This is a genomic window from Microbacterium sp. M1A1_1b, assembly GCF_053345565.1.
In genome coordinates this window covers 723,587-740,620 of the sequence record NZ_JBKFAJ010000001.1, presented here as the reverse complement: position 1 = coordinate 740,620, position 17,034 = coordinate 723,587, and the positions used below count along the sequence as shown (strand labels likewise).

General features: G+C 71.5%; 16 protein-coding genes. 15 read left to right on the top strand and 1 reads right to left on the bottom strand.

Going from position 1 to position 17,034, the window contains the following annotated elements; translation table 11 throughout:
- Positions 1 to 45: 45 nt before the first annotated feature.
- The 15 genes from hrcA to ACLBWP_RS03640 all read left to right on the top strand — a co-directional run bounded on the left by hrcA (position 46) and on the right by ACLBWP_RS03640 (position 15,846).
- On the top strand, positions 46 to 1,068 hold the full coding sequence (gene hrcA, locus ACLBWP_RS03710) for a heat-inducible transcriptional repressor HrcA (protein WP_447654109.1): 1,023 nt from the start codon (positions 46 to 48) through the stop codon (positions 1,066 to 1,068).
- A 93-nt stretch (positions 1,069 to 1,161) separates the two neighbouring features.
- Positions 1,162 to 2,277 carry a molecular chaperone DnaJ gene (gene dnaJ, locus ACLBWP_RS03705; protein WP_243560586.1) on the top strand — a complete coding sequence of 372 codons (1,116 nt, stop codon included), beginning with the start codon at positions 1,162 to 1,164 and terminating at the stop codon, positions 2,275 to 2,277.
- On the top strand, positions 2,277 to 3,107 hold the full coding sequence (locus ACLBWP_RS03700; RefSeq protein ID WP_447654108.1) for an RsmE family RNA methyltransferase: 831 nt from the start codon (positions 2,277 to 2,279) through the stop codon (positions 3,105 to 3,107). The genes dnaJ and ACLBWP_RS03700 overlap by 1 nt, the downstream gene beginning before the upstream one ends.
- A gap of 41 nt (positions 3,108 to 3,148) precedes the next feature.
- A complete protein-coding gene (locus ACLBWP_RS03695; RefSeq protein WP_243560582.1) occupies positions 3,149 to 3,490 on the top strand; it encodes a histidine triad nucleotide-binding protein in 342 nt (113 codons plus the stop codon).
- Positions 3,480 to 4,610 (top strand): PhoH family protein, encoded by a 1,131-nt coding sequence (locus ACLBWP_RS03690; RefSeq protein ID WP_447654107.1) that lies wholly within the window; start codon positions 3,480 to 3,482, stop codon positions 4,608 to 4,610. The genes ACLBWP_RS03695 and ACLBWP_RS03690 overlap by 11 nt, the downstream gene beginning before the upstream one ends.
- Positions 4,607 to 5,068, top strand: coding sequence for an rRNA maturation RNase YbeY (gene ybeY / locus ACLBWP_RS03685; protein WP_243560580.1), 462 nt, complete (start codon positions 4,607 to 4,609; stop codon positions 5,066 to 5,068). The genes ACLBWP_RS03690 and ybeY overlap by 4 nt, the downstream gene beginning before the upstream one ends.
- Positions 5,065 to 6,396: a hemolysin family protein gene (locus tag ACLBWP_RS03680; RefSeq protein WP_447654106.1), complete on the top strand. Its 1,332-nt coding sequence runs from the start codon at positions 5,065 to 5,067 to the stop codon at positions 6,394 to 6,396. Before ybeY ends, ACLBWP_RS03680 begins: the two co-directional genes overlap by 4 nt.
- On the top strand, positions 6,393 to 7,328 hold the full coding sequence (gene era, locus ACLBWP_RS03675) for a GTPase Era (RefSeq protein ID WP_243560576.1): 936 nt from the start codon (positions 6,393 to 6,395) through the stop codon (positions 7,326 to 7,328). Before ACLBWP_RS03680 ends, era begins: the two co-directional genes overlap by 4 nt.
- Positions 7,294 to 8,631: a sensor histidine kinase gene (locus ACLBWP_RS03670; RefSeq protein WP_447654105.1), complete on the top strand. Its 1,338-nt coding sequence runs from the start codon at positions 7,294 to 7,296 to the stop codon at positions 8,629 to 8,631. Before era ends, ACLBWP_RS03670 begins: the two co-directional genes overlap by 35 nt.
- Positions 8,628 to 9,299: a response regulator gene (locus ACLBWP_RS03665; RefSeq protein ID WP_447654104.1), complete on the top strand. Its 672-nt coding sequence runs from the start codon at positions 8,628 to 8,630 to the stop codon at positions 9,297 to 9,299. The genes ACLBWP_RS03670 and ACLBWP_RS03665 overlap by 4 nt, the downstream gene beginning before the upstream one ends.
- A gap of 136 nt (positions 9,300 to 9,435) precedes the next feature.
- Entirely contained in the window at positions 9,436 to 10,188 is a 753-nt protein-coding gene (locus tag ACLBWP_RS03660; protein WP_447654103.1) for an ABC transporter ATP-binding protein, read from the top strand.
- A complete protein-coding gene (locus ACLBWP_RS03655; protein WP_447654102.1) occupies positions 10,185 to 11,582 on the top strand; it encodes an ABC transporter permease in 1,398 nt (465 codons plus the stop codon). The genes ACLBWP_RS03660 and ACLBWP_RS03655 overlap by 4 nt, the downstream gene beginning before the upstream one ends.
- Before the next feature lie 428 nt (positions 11,583 to 12,010).
- Positions 12,011 to 13,783, top strand: coding sequence for a 2-isopropylmalate synthase (gene leuA / locus ACLBWP_RS03650; protein ID WP_447654101.1), 1,773 nt, complete (start codon positions 12,011 to 12,013; stop codon positions 13,781 to 13,783).
- Positions 13,784 to 14,145: 362 nt separating this feature from the next.
- Complete coding sequence (gene recO, locus ACLBWP_RS03645; protein ID WP_447654100.1) at positions 14,146 to 14,982, top strand: DNA repair protein RecO; 837 nt, start codon at positions 14,146 to 14,148, stop codon at positions 14,980 to 14,982.
- 66 nt (positions 14,983 to 15,048) lie between these two features.
- Positions 15,049 to 15,846 carry an isoprenyl transferase gene (locus tag ACLBWP_RS03640; RefSeq protein ID WP_447654099.1) on the top strand — a complete coding sequence of 266 codons (798 nt, stop codon included), beginning with the start codon at positions 15,049 to 15,051 and terminating at the stop codon, positions 15,844 to 15,846.
- Between the two features lie 238 nt (positions 15,847 to 16,084).
- Here ACLBWP_RS03640 and ACLBWP_RS03635 read toward each other — a convergent pair whose 3' ends face one another.
- Entirely contained in the window at positions 16,085 to 17,002 is a 918-nt protein-coding gene (locus ACLBWP_RS03635; RefSeq protein ID WP_447654098.1) for a LysR family transcriptional regulator, read from the bottom strand.
- Positions 17,003 to 17,034: the final 32 nt, after the last annotated feature.

The following is a 17,034-nucleotide window of genomic DNA, read 5'->3' as shown; positions in this document are numbered from 1 at the left end:
GAGTGCCAGAGCCCGTGCACCGCCAGTCCGACAGGAAGGATCCCGATGGTCAGTGAACGTTCCCTCGAGGTCCTCAAGGCCATCGTGCGTGACTACGTCGCCTCGCGCGAGCCCGTCGGCTCGAAGACCATCGTCGAGCGTCACGCGTTCGGGGTCAGCGCGGCGACGATCCGCAACGACATGGCCCTGCTCGAGGACGAACAGCTCATCATCGCGCCGCACACGTCGTCCGGGCGGGTCCCCACGGACAAGGGCTACCGGCTGTTCGTCGACCACCTGGCCGCTGCCCGGCCCCTGTCGAGCGCGCAGCGTCAGGCCATCGAGACCTTCCTGGGCGCGTCGAACGACCTCGACGACGTCCTGAGCCGCACGGTGCGGCTGCTCAGCCAGCTGACCAACCAGGTCGCCCTGGTGCAGTACCCGTCGATGGCGCGCGCACGGGTCCAGCACGTCGAACTCGTCCGCCTCGGCGACACCCGGCTCATGGTCGTCCTGATCACCGACACCGCCCGCGTCGAGCAGCGCGTGCTCGAGACCGACGTCGGCCTCGACGAACCGGCCCTGGGCGAACTGCGCGCCGTGCTCAACGGTGCGTCCGTCGGGCTGTTGCTGCACGACGTCCCCGCGGCACTCCGAGCGGTCCCCGCGCAGATCCGCCCCGAGTCGCAGACCCTGGCCGGGGTCGTCGTGGCGACGCTCATCGAGCAGGTCGCGGCCAACCGGCAGGACCGCCTGCTGATGGCGGGCGCTGCCAACCTGGCCAAGAGCGAGTCGGACTTCTCCGGCGGGCTGTTCCCCGTGCTCGAAGCGATCGAGGAACAGGTGACCCTGCTCCGGTTGTTCGGGGAGATGCAGCTCGACGACGCCGCCGTCACGGCACGGATCGGCGTCGAGAACGCCGAGTACGGGCTCGATGCCACCAGCATCGTCGCCGGCGGGTACGTCGCGGCCGGCGGCGAGGTCGCCCGGCTGGGCGTCCTCGGGCCGACCCGCATGGACTACGGGTCGAACATGGCCGCGGTCCGCGCGGTCGCGCGGTACCTGTCCAGGCTGCTCGGAGAGAATTGACGACCATCCCGGGGACGGGCGCGACCAGGCGGACGCGCCCCGGGCCTCCAGACCGATCCATCCACACGACCGACGAAACCTCCTGAGGAACACGTGGCAGACCACTACGACGTCCTCGGTGTCCCGCGCGACGCGGCCGACGCCGACATCAAGAAGGCGTACCGACGCCTCGCGCGCGAACTCCACCCCGACGTGAACCCGAGCCCCGACGCGGCCGAGCGCTTCAAGGACGTGACGCACGCGTACGACGTGCTGAGCGACCCCGAGCAGCGCCGGCGCTACGACGCCGGCCCCTCGGCCGACAGCCCCTTCGGTGGTGGCGGTGCCGGCGGGTTCAGCGACATCTTCGACGCCTTCTTCGGTGGCGGTGCCGGCGGCGGACGCGGCAGCGGCCCCCGCAGCCGCGCCGAGCGGGGGCAGGACGCCCTGCTGCGCATCGAGGTCGACCTGGACGAGGTGGTCTTCGGCACGCACAAGGACGTCGAGGTCGACACCGCGGTGCTCTGCGAGACGTGCAACGGCTCGTGCTGCGCGCCCGGCACCGGTCCGCGCACCTGCGACATCTGCGGCGGGTCGGGCTCGATCCAGCGTCAGGTCCGCTCGCTGCTCGGCAACGTGGTCACCAGCGCACCGTGCGGCACCTGCCGTGGCTACGGCACGGTCATCCCGAACCCGTGCCCGACCTGCCAGGGCCAGGGGCGCGTCCGCGCGCGTCGGACCATCCCGGTCGACGTGCCCGCCGGCGTCGACTCCGGCCTGCGCCTGCAGATGTCCGGGCAGGGCGAGGTCGGTCCCGCCGGCGGACCCTCGGGTGACCTGTTCCTCGAGATCCGCGTGCGGCACCACGACGTCTTCAGCCGCGACGGCGACGACCTGCTCGCCACCCTCGAGGTCGCGATGACCGACGCCGTGCTCGGCACGACCACGACGATCGACGGCCTGGACGGACCGGTCGAGCTCGAGATCCGTCCGGGTGTGCAGAGCGCCGACGTGCTCGTGCTCAAGGACCGCGGCGTCACGAAGCTGCGCGGGAACGGCCGCGGCGACCTGCGCGTCGGCGTGCAGGTCGTCACGCCGACCAAGCTCTCGCACAAGGAGCGCGGTCTGGTGGAGCAGCTGGCGAAGTCGCACAAGGCCGCGCCACCGCAGCTCGCCCGCTTCCAGCAGGGCATGTTCGGCAAGCTGCGCGACCGCTTCTTCAACTTCTGATGGCATCGCTCTACCTGGTCGACTCGCTCGACGGCGCGACCGTCGGCGGCGCGGTGACGCTCGACGGCGCCGAGGGCCGGCACGCGGTCACCGTGTCCCGGGTCCGCGTCGGGGAGACCCTGCGCATCTCGGACGGTCAGGGCACCGTCGTGGTGGGACCGGTGGCGTCCGTGGACCGGGACACGCTCGTGCTGACCGTCGCGTCGCTCGACACCTCGCCGGTGCCGGTCCCGTTGCTGACGCTCGTGCAGGCACTGGCCAAGGGCGGCCGCGACGAGATGGCAGTGCAGGCTGCGACCGAGATCGGGGTCGACCGGGTGGTGCCGTGGTCGGCCGCGCGCAGCGTCGCACGGTGGGAGGGCCCGAAGGTCGCGAAGGGGCAGGCCCGGTGGGCGGCGATCGCGCACGAGGCGGCGAAGCAGGCGATCCGCTCGCGGGTGCCGTCGGTGTCGGCGCCCGTGACGACGGCAGCGCTGGCGGGGTCGGTGGCCGCCGGTGGTCATGGTGCGTCGGGTGCGTCCGGTGCGCCCGGTCCATCGGGTCCGTCCGGCGCGTCCGGTGCGTCCGGTGCGTCCGGTCTGGAGGCCCGGGTCGTCATGGTCGTGCTCGACCCGACCGCCACGGTGCGGCTCGCGACCTGGGAACCGCCGTCCGACGCGACCGAGATCGTCCTGGTCGTCGGGCCCGAAGGGGGCATCGACGGCTCGGAGCTCGACCGGCTCGAAGCCGCTGGTGCCGTCCGGGTCCGGCTCGGCGACACGGTGCTGCGGACCTCCACCGCCGGTCCGGCCGCCCTCGCGGTGCTGCAGGCCCGGCTCGGACGCTGGTGACGCCCGGTGTGCCGGTCGGTGGCGCGTCCTACGATGGGACCATGAGCAGCGTCTTCTCGAAGATCATCGCGCGTGAGATCCCGGCGACCGTCGTCGCCGAGGACGACCGGGTCATCGCGTTCGAGGACGTCGCCCCGAAGGCGCCCGTGCACGTGCTCGTCGTCCCCAAGACCGAGGACTACGCCAACGTGACCGAGCTCGCCGCCGGGGATCCCGGACTCCTCGCCCACATCGTGGCCACCGCACAGCGCATCGCCGACGAGCGCGCTGGCGGACAGTACCGTCTCGTCTTCAACACCGGCGAAGCCGCCGGACAGACCGTGTTCCACGTGCACGCGCACGTACTCGCAGGCGACCTGCAGGAAGGCACCCTTGCCAGCTGACGAATCCGCACCCACCGAGACCGAAGCGGTCTCGGAACTCAGCGTCGACGGGATCGCGATGGTCCAGCTCCTCGGTCCGCAGGACCGGTTGCTCAAGACCGTCGAACGCCAGTACCCGGGTGTCCGGGTCCTGGTCCGTGGCAACGAGGTCTCCCTCACCGGCCCGGAGCGCGACGTGGCCCGTGCCCGCGCGCTCGTCGACGAGCTCGTCGGCATGGTCAAGCGTGGCCAGGACATCGGCCAGGGCGACATCCCGACCTCGGCGCGCATCATCGACGAAGCGCGCAGCCCCGCCGACGTGTTCGGTGCGCCGATCGTGTCGAGCCGCAACAAGTCGGTCCGCCCGAAGACGGACGGGCAGCGACGCTACGTCGACGCCATCGACGAGAACACCATCACGTTCGGCATCGGACCCGCGGGGACCGGCAAGACCTACCTGGCGATGGCGAAGGCCGTCCAGGCCCTGCAGCGGCGCGAGGTCACCCGCATCATCCTGACCCGGCCGGCGGTCGAGGCCGGTGAACGGCTCGGGTTCCTGCCCGGCACCCTGACGGACAAGATCGACCCGTACCTGCGGCCGCTGTACGACGCGCTCAACGAGATGATGGACCCCGAGCTCGTGCCGAAGCTGCTGGCGGCCGGCACGGTCGAGGTCGCGCCGCTCGCCTACATGCGTGGGCGGACGCTCAACGACTCGTTCGTCGTGCTCGACGAAGCGCAGAACACGACGCCCGAGCAGATGAAGATGTTCCTGACCCGCCTGGGGTTCGGCTCGAAGATGGTGGTCACGGGTGACATCACCCAGGTCGACCTGCCCGGCAACGTCTCCGGTCTGCGGATCGTCACGCAGATCCTGTCCGAGGTGGACGACATCCACTTCGCCCGGCTCGGCAGCGAAGACGTGGTGCGACACACCCTGGTCGGGCGCATCGTCGACGCCTACACCGTCTACGACGAGCAGCGACTCGCCGAACAGGCCGGACACCGACCGGGCGGACGCGGCACCCCACCGACGCCGAACCCGGCCGGTGTGAACCGCGCGGAACGTCGCGGACGCCCGCCGCAGGACCGCCAGGGCAGCCCCTGGCCGACGGACGACACCCGAGGAGGCCCCCGGTGAGCATCGAGCTCAACAACGAGTCCGGCGTGGAGATCGACGACGACGCCGTCCAGCGGCTCGCCGCCTTCGCGCTCGACGCGATGCACGTCCACGCCGACGCCGAACTCGCGATCGTGCTGGTCGACGAAGGCGCCATGGAGCAGCTGCACGTGCGGTGGATGGACGAACCCGGGCCCACCGACGTCCTGAGCTTCCCGATGGACGAGCTCCGACCGGGCACCGAGGACGACCCCACCCCCGCCGGACTGCTCGGGGACATCGTGCTCTGCCCGCAGGTCGCCGAGGCGCAGGCGAAGACCGCCGGGCACTCGACCACCGACGAGTTGCTGCTGCTCACGTGCCACGGGATCCTGCACCTGCTCGGGTTCGACCACGCCGAACCCGACGAGAAGGCCGAGATGTTCGGGCTGCAGGGGGAGATCCTGACCGCGTTCGCCGCCCAGCGTCGGGGGCGGTGACCGCAGTGCTGCTCGTCGCCGTCCTGCTCGCGGTGGCGTTCGTGCTCGTCGTCCTCGGCGGGTTGCTCGCCGCGTCGGACGCCGCGCTCGGCGTGCTCTCCCGAGCCGACCTCGACGAGATCGCCCGCGGGCACAAGCGCCGACGGGCGATCGAGGCCATCGCCGACGACGTCGGGGCGCACGTCAACGCGCTCAACTTCTTCCGGGTGCTCGCCGAGACGGCCGCGGCCGTCCTGGTGACCATCGCGTTGTTCACGGTGCTCGACACCTGGTGGGTCGCGCTCATCGTGTCCGCGGCGATCATGACCGCGGTGTCGTTCGTCCTCGTCGGGTCCAGCCCGCGCAGCGTCGGCCGGGCGCACGCCGACGCCCTGGTCGGGGCGACCGGTGGACTCGTGCACGGTGTGCGCATCGTGCTCGGACCGCTCGCCGACCTGCTCGTGCTGATCGGCGACCGGGTGACCCCCGGGCGCAACGGCAGCACGTCGAGCGTCTCGAGCGAAGAGCAGCTGCTGTCCCTGGTCGACGAAGCCACCGAGAGCAACGTGCTCGAGGCCGACGACCGCGAACTGATCCACTCGGTGTTCGAGTTCAGCGACACCCTGGTGCGCGAGGTCATGGTCCCGCGCACGGACATGGTCACGGCGGACGCCGCGCACACCCTGTCCGCCGTGATGGAGCAGTTCCTGGCCACCGGTGTGTCGCGCATGCCCGTCACCGGCCGCGACAGCGACGACGTCCTGGGCGTGGTGTACCTGCGCGACCTGGCCCGCGCACTGTACGAGAGCAAGAACGCCGGCGGACGGGTCGTCACCTCGCTGCTGCGCCCGGCCGAGTTCGTCCCGGAGTCCAAGCACGCCGACGAGACGCTCCGGCACATGCAGGCGGCAAAGAACCACCTGGTGCTGGTCGTCGACGAGTACGGCGGGGTCGCCGGGCTGGTCACGATGGAGGACCTCATCGAAGAGCTCGTCGGTGACATCTCCGACGAGTACGACCGCACCGTGATCGACCGGGTCGAGGTCTCGGCCGGCCTCTGGCGCATCTCGGCCCGGATGCCGATCGACGACCTGGGCGACCTGTTCGGTGTCGACCTCGACGACGACGACGTCGACACCGCCGGTGGCCTGCTGACCAAGGAGCTCGGCCACCTGGCCACGGCCGGCGAGTCCGTGACGGTGTCCGGCGTCGTGCTGACGGCCGATCGCGTCGAGGGCAAACGCCGCCACCTCATCTCCGTGCTCGCCGAGCGCACCGACGCCCTCTCCGGCGCCGAGCGGGCGTTCGACGGCACCGCACCGACCACGACAGGAACGACGCACGCATGAGCACCCCCGACTCCGACTCCGCCTCCACCCCCGTCTTCCGCGCCGGCTTCGTCTCGTTCGTCGGTCGGCCGAACGTCGGCAAGTCCACGCTGACGAACGCCCTGGTCGGCGAGAAGGTCGCGATCACCTCGTCGAAGCCGCAGACCACGCGGCGGGCGATCCGCGGGATCGTGCACCGTCCCGACGGGCAGGTCATCATCGTCGACACCCCGGGCGTGCACCGCCCGCGGACCCTGCTCGGTGAACGGCTCAACGACCTGGTGCAGTCCACGCTCGGCGACGTCGACGTGATCGGGTTCTGCGTGCCGGCGAACGAGCCGATCGGCCCGGGTGACCGGTTCATCAACGAGACCCTCGATCACTTCCCGCGCGCCAAGAAGGTCGCGATCGTCACCAAGATCGACCGCGCTGGCAAGGAGAAGATCGCCGAGCAGCTGCTCGCGGTGTCCGCCCTGCGTGAGTGGGACGCGATCGTGCCGACGTCGGGCACGAAGGGGACGCAGCTCGAGGCCCTGCTCGGCGAGATCACGAAGCTGATGCCCGAGTCCCCGGCGCTCTACGGCGCCGAGGCGATCACCGAGGAGACCGACGAGGAACGCATCTCGGAGCTCATCCGCGAAGCTGCGCTCGAGGGTGTCCGCGACGAACTCCCGCACTCGCTCGCCGTGCTCATCGAGGACATGGTCGAGCCGGACCCCGACGACGACCCGAACGGTCCGCTGCGCATCTTCGCGAACCTGTTCGTCGAGCGGGACAGCCAGAAGTCCATCGTCATCGGCCACAAGGGCGAACGCCTGAAGGACGTCGGCACCCGGGCCCGCGCGGAGATCGAGGCGCTGCTCGGCGGTCGCCACGTCTACCTGAACATCCGCGTCAAGGTCGCCAAGGAGTGGCAGCGTGACCCCAAGCAGCTCGGTCGGCTCGGCTTCTGACCGGCGGGTGCGGGTCATCCCGGCGAACGACGCGCGGGTGACCGGCTCGACGTACCGTGGACGGGTGTTCCGTCCCCTGCTGCGCGTCCAGATCGTCACCGACGTGTCGGTCGCCGTCCTGCTCGGGCTGCTCGTCAGCGTCCTGACCGCTCGGGGCATCGACGGGCCCGTGTCGTACGTCGTCGTGGTCGTCCTGACCGTGGCGCTCGCGTTCCGACGGCTCTCCCCGGGGCTCGCCCTGGCGATCGCCTGGGTCGGGGCCGTGCTGCAGATGGCGACGATGCAGCAGCCGGACGCCGCCGACCTGTTCATCCCCGCGGTCGTCTACACGACGGCCGCCTACGGCAGTCGGCGCGTCCGGATCGCCGGACTGGTGTCCGCGATCCTCGGCGGGTTCGTCGCAGCCGCGTACATCGGCATCCCCGACTACCTCCGACGGATCAGCGCACCGTCGATGACGACGCCCCTGCAGGAGTCCGCGCAGGTCACCATCGCGACGCTGGCCGTCGTGCTCGCGGTCCTGCTGCTGCCCTGGCTGGCCGGGATCGTCGCCCGGACCCGGCAGACCGCCCGGATGAGCCGCGAAGCGCAGCTGTTGGCCGAGCGCGACGCCGCCCGGGCCGACCGCGCCGTGGCCGTTGAGCAAGAGCGCGTGCGGATCGCCCGCGACATGCACGACATCGTGGCGCACTCGCTCGCCGTGGTGATCGCCCAGGCCGACGGCGCCCGGTACGCGCTGAAGGCCGACCCGGCGATCGCGGACCAGGCCCTCGACACGATCTCCGGCACCGCGCGTCGGGCACTCGGCGACGTCCGTGAACTGCTCGGCGCGCTCCGACACGAGCAGGGCACCACTCCCACACCCGACGTGGACGACATCGAGCGACTCGTGGGCGAGATGCGCCAGGTCGGACTCGACGTGCGGGTCGAACGACGCGGCGACCCGACGAAGCTGCCGACGTCCACCCAGCTCGCCGTGTACCGGATCGTGCAGGAGAGCCTGACGAACGCGTACAAGCACGGCGAGCACGGCACACCCGTGCAGACCACCCTGACCTACCGCCCCGACACCGTCGAGATCGACGTGGTGAACCGCCGCGCGGACGACGGACGCGCCGGACCGGGCACCGGACACGGTCTGGTCGGCATGCGGGAGCGTGCCACCATGTCCGGGGGGAGCATGACCGCGGGGCCCCGCGGGGACGACTTCGCCGTCGCCGTCCGGATGCCCGCACACCCCGCCAGCGGACAGATGCCCCGCGGGCTCGTCACCCCGATGGACCAGGAGCGCACCGCCCGATGACCACCACCCCCATCCGCGTCGCACTCGTCGACGACCAGGCGCTCTTCCGCACCGGCATCCGCATGCTCATCGACTCCCAGCCCGACCTGCAGTTCGTGGGCGAGGCCGGCGACGGTGCCGAGGGCGTCGAACTCGTCCGACGGCACCGGCCCGACGTCGTGCTGATGGACGTCCGGATGCCGGTGATGGACGGCATCTCCGCGACGGCCGCGATCGTCGACGACTCGGGCCCGGACGGCACCAAGGTGCTCGTGCTGACCACGTTCGACTTCGACGAGGCCGCGGCGAAGGCGATCCGCGCCGGTGCGAGCGGGTTCGTGCTCAAGGACGCCGACCCCGAGTTCCTGCTCGCCGCCGTCCGGACCGTGCACGCGGGGACCGCCGTGTTCGCCGCCTCTGCCACCCGCGAGCTCCTGCGCCGCTACGACGACACCGCCGAGCGCGCCGCGAACGTGCCGGCGTCCGTGGGTGAGCTGACGCCGCGCGAGCGGGAGATCTTCGACCTGGCGGCCCGCGGGTTCAGCAACAGCGAGATCGCCCAGCACGAGTACGTCAGCGAGGCGACCGTCAAGACGCACGTGTCGCGCGTGCTCACCAAGCTCGGGCTGCGTGACCGCGTCCGCCTGGTCGTGTTCGCACACGAGCACGGGCTGGTCACGAAGGAGTGACCCGGCGGTCGCCGTCGGCACGACGGCGGTGTCATCCGACAGGATGAGCCGCGGCCGTGGATGTGGACACAGCGATCCATCCACAGGAGTCGCAGGACCGACGCGAGCATGGCCTCCCGGCAGCCATGGTTGACCCATGACCACCAGCCACGCTCCGATCATCCGACTCGACCACGTGTCCAAGGACTACGGCGACGCCGCGCGCCGGGTGACCGCGCTCGACGACGTCAGCGTCGACATCGGCGCGGGCGAGTTCACCGCGGTCATGGGACCCTCTGGTTCGGGCAAGTCGACCCTGATGCACGTCGCGGCCGGGCTCGACGCCGTGTCGGCCGGCCGCATCCAGATCGACGGCACGGACATCACCCAGCTCGGCGACAAGGACCTGACCGAGCTCCGGCGCCGTCGTCTGGGCTTCGTGTTCCAGTCGTTCAACCTCGTGCCGACGCTCGACGTCAGCGAGAACATCCAGCTGCCGTTCCTGCTCGGTGGGCACAAGCCCTCGCGGGACGAGACCGCGTGGATCGACCGACTCGTCGACCAGCTCGGGCTCGGCGACCGACTCACCCACCGTCCGCACCAGCTGTCCGGTGGGCAGCAGCAGCGCGTCGCGATCGCCCGTGCGCTGGCATCGCGTCCGGCCGTCGTGGTCGCGGACGAACCGACCGGCGCCCTCGACTCCCGCACCGGACGCGACGTGCTCGCCATCCTGCGCGGTGCGGTCGCCGAGTGGGGGCAGAGCGTCGTGATGGTCACGCACGACCCGTCCGCAGCCGCCAACGCGGACCGCATCCTGTTCCTGGCCGACGGTCGCATCGTGGCCGATCGACCCGCCATGTCCGCCGCCGACATCTCGGCCACCATGCTGGGGATGGAGGCCGCAGCGTGAACACCCTCCGTGACTTCCGCGCCACGATCCTGGTGGCAGCACTCGGCACCACCTTCGGGTCCGCCCTGGTCATCGCGCCCGGCATCGTGACCCAGGCGCTCGGCGCGGCCGGGCTGTCGGACCTCGCCGCGGTGAAGTCGATCCTCGACGTCATCGGGTGGCTGTTCCTCGGCATCGCCCTGTACGTCGGGGCGATCGTCACCGCCAACACGTGCGCCACGCTCATCGCCGGGCAGACCCGGGTCATCGCACTCCAGCGTCTGGTCGGCGCGACCGGGGCGTCTCTCCGGGCACGGATCACCCGTGCGGGCCTGGTGGTCGGCGTGGTCGGCGGACTCGTCGGAACGGTCGCCGGCACGGGTCTCAGCGCCCTGTTCGTCGCGATCCTGCGGCAGAACGGCTTCCTGCCGGACACCTCGTACACGCTCGTGCCGTGGCAGCTCGTCCTGCCGATCGTCGCCGTGGTGCTCGCCACCTGGGCCGCGTTCGCCGTCGGATCGAAGCGAGTGCTCAGCGTCACCCCGTTGCAGGCGCTCTCCTCGGGCATCGAACCGAGCCACGACGACCTGCGCTCCGGCACGGCGCGCAAGGTCTGGGCGATCATCCTGATGGCCGGCGGCGGCGCGCTCATGCTGCTCGGTCTGGTGCTCAGCGGATCGACCCCGGTCGCGGTGCTGCCGGCAGCGCTCGGCGGCTTCGTGTCCTTCGCCGGCGTGGCCGTCGGGTCGACCATCGTGATGCCCCCGGTGCTGGCGCTGATCGGACGGATCGGAGCGAAGGACCCCGTCGTGCTGCTCGCCGGCCGCAACGCCCTGCGCGCCCCCGGCCGTGCGGCCCGCGCCACCATCGGCCTGGTCATCGGCGTCACGCTGCTGGTCACCTTCGCGGTCGCGCTCGGCATGATGCAGCGCGTGCTCGAAGCCGAGGTCGGCGGTCAGGTGCAGGGTGGCAGTGCCGAACAGGTGCAGGCGGTGCGGGACTTCTTCGTGCAGGTGAACGGCGTCGTCAGCGTCATCGTCGGGTTCTCCGCGGTCATCGCTGCCGTGGGGGTCGTGAACGCGCTGGCGCTCGGCGTCCTGCAGCGGCGCCGCGAGCTCGGCCTGCTGCGGGTGCTCGGGCTGACCGGCGCACAGGTCCGCCGCATGATCATCACCGAGGCGGTCCAGATGGTCGTCGCAGCAGTCCTGACCGGGCTCGTGCTGGGCACCCTGTACGGCTGGGTCGGCGGGCAGACCCTGCTCGGGTCGCTCGGCAGCGTCGGAGCGCCCGTGCTGCCGCCGATGACGATCGTCATCGTGGTCGTCGGCGCGCTGCTCCTCGCCGTCGCGGCGACGGTCGCGCCGGTGCGGCGCGCGATGCGCGTGCCGCCGACCGAGGCGCTCGCGGTCGACTGACGCGCGGCCTGTGGCGCGACCGCGCGTCGGACGCCAGGCCCGCTGCAGCTGGCACCGGGCCCGGCGTCCGCGCGGACTGCGGTCCGCCGTCGATCCCGTGTGGGCGCTCGCGAGCGGTCGCAACACCCCGTTCGCGTTCACCGACTGGTCATGGAACGTCGATCGGGAGCTGCTCCAGCGACGTTCTGCGACCAGTGATCGCCAGCGCGCGGGGTGTCGTGACCAGTCGACCGGTCGACCGGCGAACAGGAACCCGTGACCCCCGCCCGGACTGCCCTGTCACACGGGGTCGCGCCGGTGCTACCGTTGGATCGATGTACTCGGCGCTCCTCCTCCTTCGCTGCCGCGACGAGGCCTGACAACGGCCCACCTCGTCGCGGAGTCTGTCGTCGGCCGACACCACCTGACGAACCGAAAGCGAACGACCGATGCAGAACACACAGCGCCCCTCCGGGATGCCGATCCACAAGTACGTCCCCTTCCACGAGCAGATCGCCGTCGACCTGCCGGACCGCACGTGGCCCACGAAGCGCATCGACAAGGCCCCGCGGTGGTGTGCCGTCGACCTGCGTGACGGCAACCAGGCCCTGATCGACCCGATGGACGCCGAACGCAAGCGCGCGATGTTCGACCTGCTCGTGCGGATGGGCTACAAGGAGATCGAGGTCGGGTTCCCGAGCGCCTCGCAGACCGACTTCGACTTCGTCCGCAGCCTGATCGACCAGGGCGCGATCCCCGACGACGTCACGATCCAGGTCCTGACCCAGGCGCGTGAGCACCTGATCCAGCGCACCTACGAGGCGATCGACGGCGCGAAGCAGGCCATCGTGCACCTGTACAACTCGACGTCGATCGTGCAGCGCGAGGTCGTCTTCCGCACCGATGTGCAGGGCGTCGTCGACATCGCGGTCGCCGGAGCGAAGCTGTGCAAGGCCGCCGAAGCCACACTGCAGCACGACACGACGATCTACTACGAGTACTCGCCCGAGTCGTACACCGGCACCGAGCTGCCCGTGGCACTGGATATCTGCAACGCCGTGCTCGAGGTCTTCCAGCCGACGCCCGAGCGCAAGGTCATCATCAACCTGCCTGCCACGGTCGAGATGGCGACGCCGAACGTCTACGCCGACTCGATCGAGTGGATGTCGCGCAACCTGTCCCACCGCCAGGACGTCATCCTGTCGCTGCACCCCCACAACGACCGCGGTACCGCCGTCGCCGCGGCCGAGCTCGGCTACATGGCCGGGGCCGACCGCATCGAGGGCTGCCTGTTCGGCAACGGGGAGCGCACCGGCAACGTCGACCTGGTCGCCCTCGGCATGAACCTGTTCACGCAGGGCATCGACCCGGAGATCAGCTTCGCGGACATCGACCAGGTCAAGCGCACGGTCGAGTACTGCAACCAGCTGCCCGTGCCGGAGCGACAGCCCTGGGCCGGCGACCTGGTGTACACGGCGTTCAGCGGCTCGCACCAGGACGCCATCAAGAAGGGCTTCGACGCGATGCAGGCCAAGGCCGACGCCGCGGGCGGGTCCATCGACGACGTCGTGTGGGCGGTTCCCTACCTGCCCGTCGACCCGAAGGACATCGGCCGGTCCTACGAGGCGGTCATCCGCGTCAACTCCCAGTCCGGCAAGGGCGGGGTGGCCTATCTGCTCAAGACCGACCACGCGATCGACCTGCCCCGCAAGCTGCAGATCGAGTTCTCCGGCGTCGTGCAGCAGCGTACCGACGTCGAGGGCGGCGAGTTCACCTCGGACAAGATCTGGGACCTGTTCCGCGACGAGTACCTGCCGTCCTCCGTCGAGGACGACAAGTGGGGCCGGTACGAGATCACCAAGACCGCGACGTCGAGCGACTTCGACGGCACGACGAAGCTGTCCGTCGCGATGCGCGTCGACGACGGTGCCGTCACCGCCGACGCCGCGGGCACGGGGCCGATCGACGCGTTCCTGTCGGTCATGCGCGAGCAGGGCGTCGCGGTCACCTTGTACGACTACTCGGAGCACACGATGAGCGCCTCGGGTGACGCCAAGGCCGCGTCGTACGTCGAACTCGACGTCGACGGGGTCCGGCTGTGGGGCGTCGGGATCGACGCCGACATCGCCACGGCGTCGCTCAAGGCGATCGTCTCGGCCGTCAACCGTGCGGTGCGTGCCGGCGCTGCCTCCGGTGCTGCCCCGGAGCTCGTCTCGGCCTAGGCGTCGCACCCCGCTCCACGCATCGCGCCCCGTCCTGACGGGGCGCGATGTCGTTGCGGGGGCGCGGTCCGTGCGGTGGGCGCCACCACGGCCAGGAGGCGCGGTGCGGGTCCGACGCGCACCGCGCCTCCTGTCCGGTGCCGGAACGACCCACCCGCCGCCACCCGCGCCGGCCCGGTGCCGCGCGCGCCGGCCCGGTGGCGGTCCCGCGTCGTTGCGTGCCGCAGGTGGTCGAATCGCGCGTGGTGGGCCGGAAGATCCGACCCAGCACGCGCGGATCGACCCACCACGCGTGATCCGACCGACCCCGCGCCGACCCCACCCCGGCGCGCGGTGTCGTGGGCACGGGGGATACTGGGGGCATGCCGCTGTACCGGGACGAGTGCGTCGTGCTCCGCACCCACAAGCTCGGCGAGGCGGACCGCATCGTCACCATGCTCAGCCGGCAGCACGGCAAGATCCGCGCCGTCGCGAAGGGCGTCCGGCGCACCGGATCGAAGTTCGGCAGCCGCCTCGAGCCCTTCATGGTGGTCGATGCCCAGTTCTACGAGGGCCGCTCGCTCGACATCGTCACGCAGGCCGAGTCGCTCGGCTCGTACGGCGCGCAGATCGTCGCGGACTACGGCGCGTACACGGCCGCCAGCGCGATGGTCGAGACCGCCGACCGCCTGAGCGAGGCGGACGCGGGACTGCAGCAGTACCTGCTGCTCGTCGGCGCGCTGCGGTCGCTGTCCCGCGGCGAGCACATGCCGAGCGCGACGCTCGACTCGTACCTGCTGCGGGCGATGAGCATCGCGGGGTGGGCGCCGTCGTTCTCGGACTGCGCCGTCACGGGTGAGCCCGGACCGCACTCGGCGTTCGTGGTGCAGCTCGGTGGGGTCGTCGCGAACAGTGCCGCGCCTCCCGGGTCGCCGCGACTCGACCTGGCGACCCTGGCGACCCTCGGCTCGCTGCTGGCGGGGGACTGGGCGAGCGTCGACGTGGCGGACGAGCGGACGCGTTCGCGGGCCTCCGGCGTGGTCGCGGCCTACGCCCAGTGGCACCTGGAACGATCGCTCAAGTCGCTGCCGCACGTCGACCGCTCCGAACACCCCGCCGTGGTACCGGTGCACGACGGGTCGGGCCACGACGGGGTGGCCGTGGTCGCGCGAGCCGTCACGGCAACACCGGCGCCACCCGTCCCACAGCCCGACCACTGACCGGGCGCGGCACCGCTCCCGAACCACCGCCTCGTCACCCGCCCGCCAGCGAAGGAACCCCACCGCATGAGCCCCCGCCGATCCGACGCCGCCGAACCCTTCCGGCCGATCGACTGGACGGGCGAGACACCCCCGGCGATCCCGCAGCGGTTCGTCCCCGAGCACGTCGCGATCGTCATGGACGGCAACGGCCGGTGGGCGAACGGCCGCGGGCTGACCCGTATCGAAGGCCACAAGGCCGGCGAGGCATCGTTGCTCGACGTCGTCGCCGGGGGCATCCAGGTCGGGGTCAGGCACATCAGCGCGTACGCGTTCTCGACCGAGAACTGGAAGCGCTCCCCGGAAGAGGTCCGGTTCCTGATGGGTTTCAACCGTGACGTGATCCGCCGCCGCCGAGACCAGCTCAACGAGTGGGGTGTCCGGGTGCGCTGGGCCGGGCGGCGACCGCGGCTGTGGCGGAGCGTCATCGACGAGCTCGAGACCGCCGAGCAGATGACCGCGGGCAATGACGTCCTGACCCTGACGATGTGCGTCAACTACGGCGGTCGGAACGAGATCGCGGACGCCGTCCGGTCCCTGGCCGAGGACGTCGCGAGCGGCAGGCTCAAGCCGAGCCAGGTCACCGAGAAGGCCATCGCCAAGCGGATGTACGTGCCGGAGATGCCCGACGTCGACCTGTTCCTGCGCAGCTCGGGTGAGCAGCGCACCAGCAACTTCCTGCTGTGGCAGTCCGCGTACGCCGAGATGGTGTTCCTCGACCGGCTCTGGCCGGACTTCCGGCGCGCGGACCTGTGGGCCGCGGTGGAGCAGTACGCCCGTCGCGACCGGCGCTTCGGCGGCGCGGTCGACACGCCGACCGCCTGACGCGGTCCGCTGCGCGACCACCGGACGGGAGGCCCGGCGCACGTACGGCACGGCGGTCCGGACCCGCGGTGGGTCGCGTCGCACCCCGGTGCGGACATCGCGGCCCGGTGCGCCGGGGCGCGATGTCCGCCAGTGGGAGCGATCCGGCAGATGGGTGGGCGGCGCGGCGGCGCTCGGCCCGCGCCGTCCCCGCGCTACGCCAGCAGCGCGGCGGCGCTCCGCCAGCGGCGCGCCCGCGCTACGCCAGCAGCGCGGACGCGGACGCCACGGCCTCGAGGGTCGCGCCGACGCTCGGCACCCGCTCGGCACCGCTCGCGACGACGACCTCGACGCGCCGGGCCAGGTCGTCGTGCACGGGGTCGACCGTGACGCCGTCGGGGATCACCGTCGTCGCGAGCGCCAGCCGGGGGAGCAGCGCCACGCCGAGCCCCGCCGCGACGAGTCCCACGACGGCCGCCGCGTTGTCGGTCTCGAGGACGATGTCCGGCGTGAACCCGGCCGTCGCGCACGAGGCGAGCAGGTGGCCACGGCACCGCGGACACCCGCCGATCCAGCGCGCGTCCCGCAGTGTCGCCAGGTCGACGACCGCCGCAGCCCCCGCGTCGGACGGTGCCGAGCCTCCTGACCGCACGAGTGCCAGCGGGTCCCGCCCGATCGCCCGCGTCAGCAGTGTCGGATCGACCACGACCTCGTCGCCGACGTACGTGAAGGTCAGCGCGACGTCGACCTCGCCGCGACGGAGCATGCCGAGCGCCTCGGGTGGCTCGACCTCGACGTACGTCGTGCTCACGCCCGGCACCGTCGCTGCCATCGTGGCCAGGACCGCCGGCACCAGGGTGGAGGACGCACTCGGGAACCCGGCGATCCGCACCCGACCGCGCGTGAGCCCGCCGACGGCGTCGAAGTCCTCGCGCGCCGCAGCCAGGGCCGCCTGCACGTGCAGGGCGTGGTCAGCCAGGACCCGCCCGGACTCGGTCAGGGTCACGCCACGGGCCCCACGGAGAACGAGCGCGTGCCCCAGGCGCTGTTCGGCGCGCTGGAGCAGCTGGCTGACGGCCGGCTGGCTGTACCCGAGGGCGGTAGCGGCTCCGGTGATCGAGCCCGCGTCCGCCACGGCACGCAGGACCTTGAGCAGCTGCAGGTCGATCGTCTCCACAACGTCATGTTATGGCAGGGCAAATGATCCTG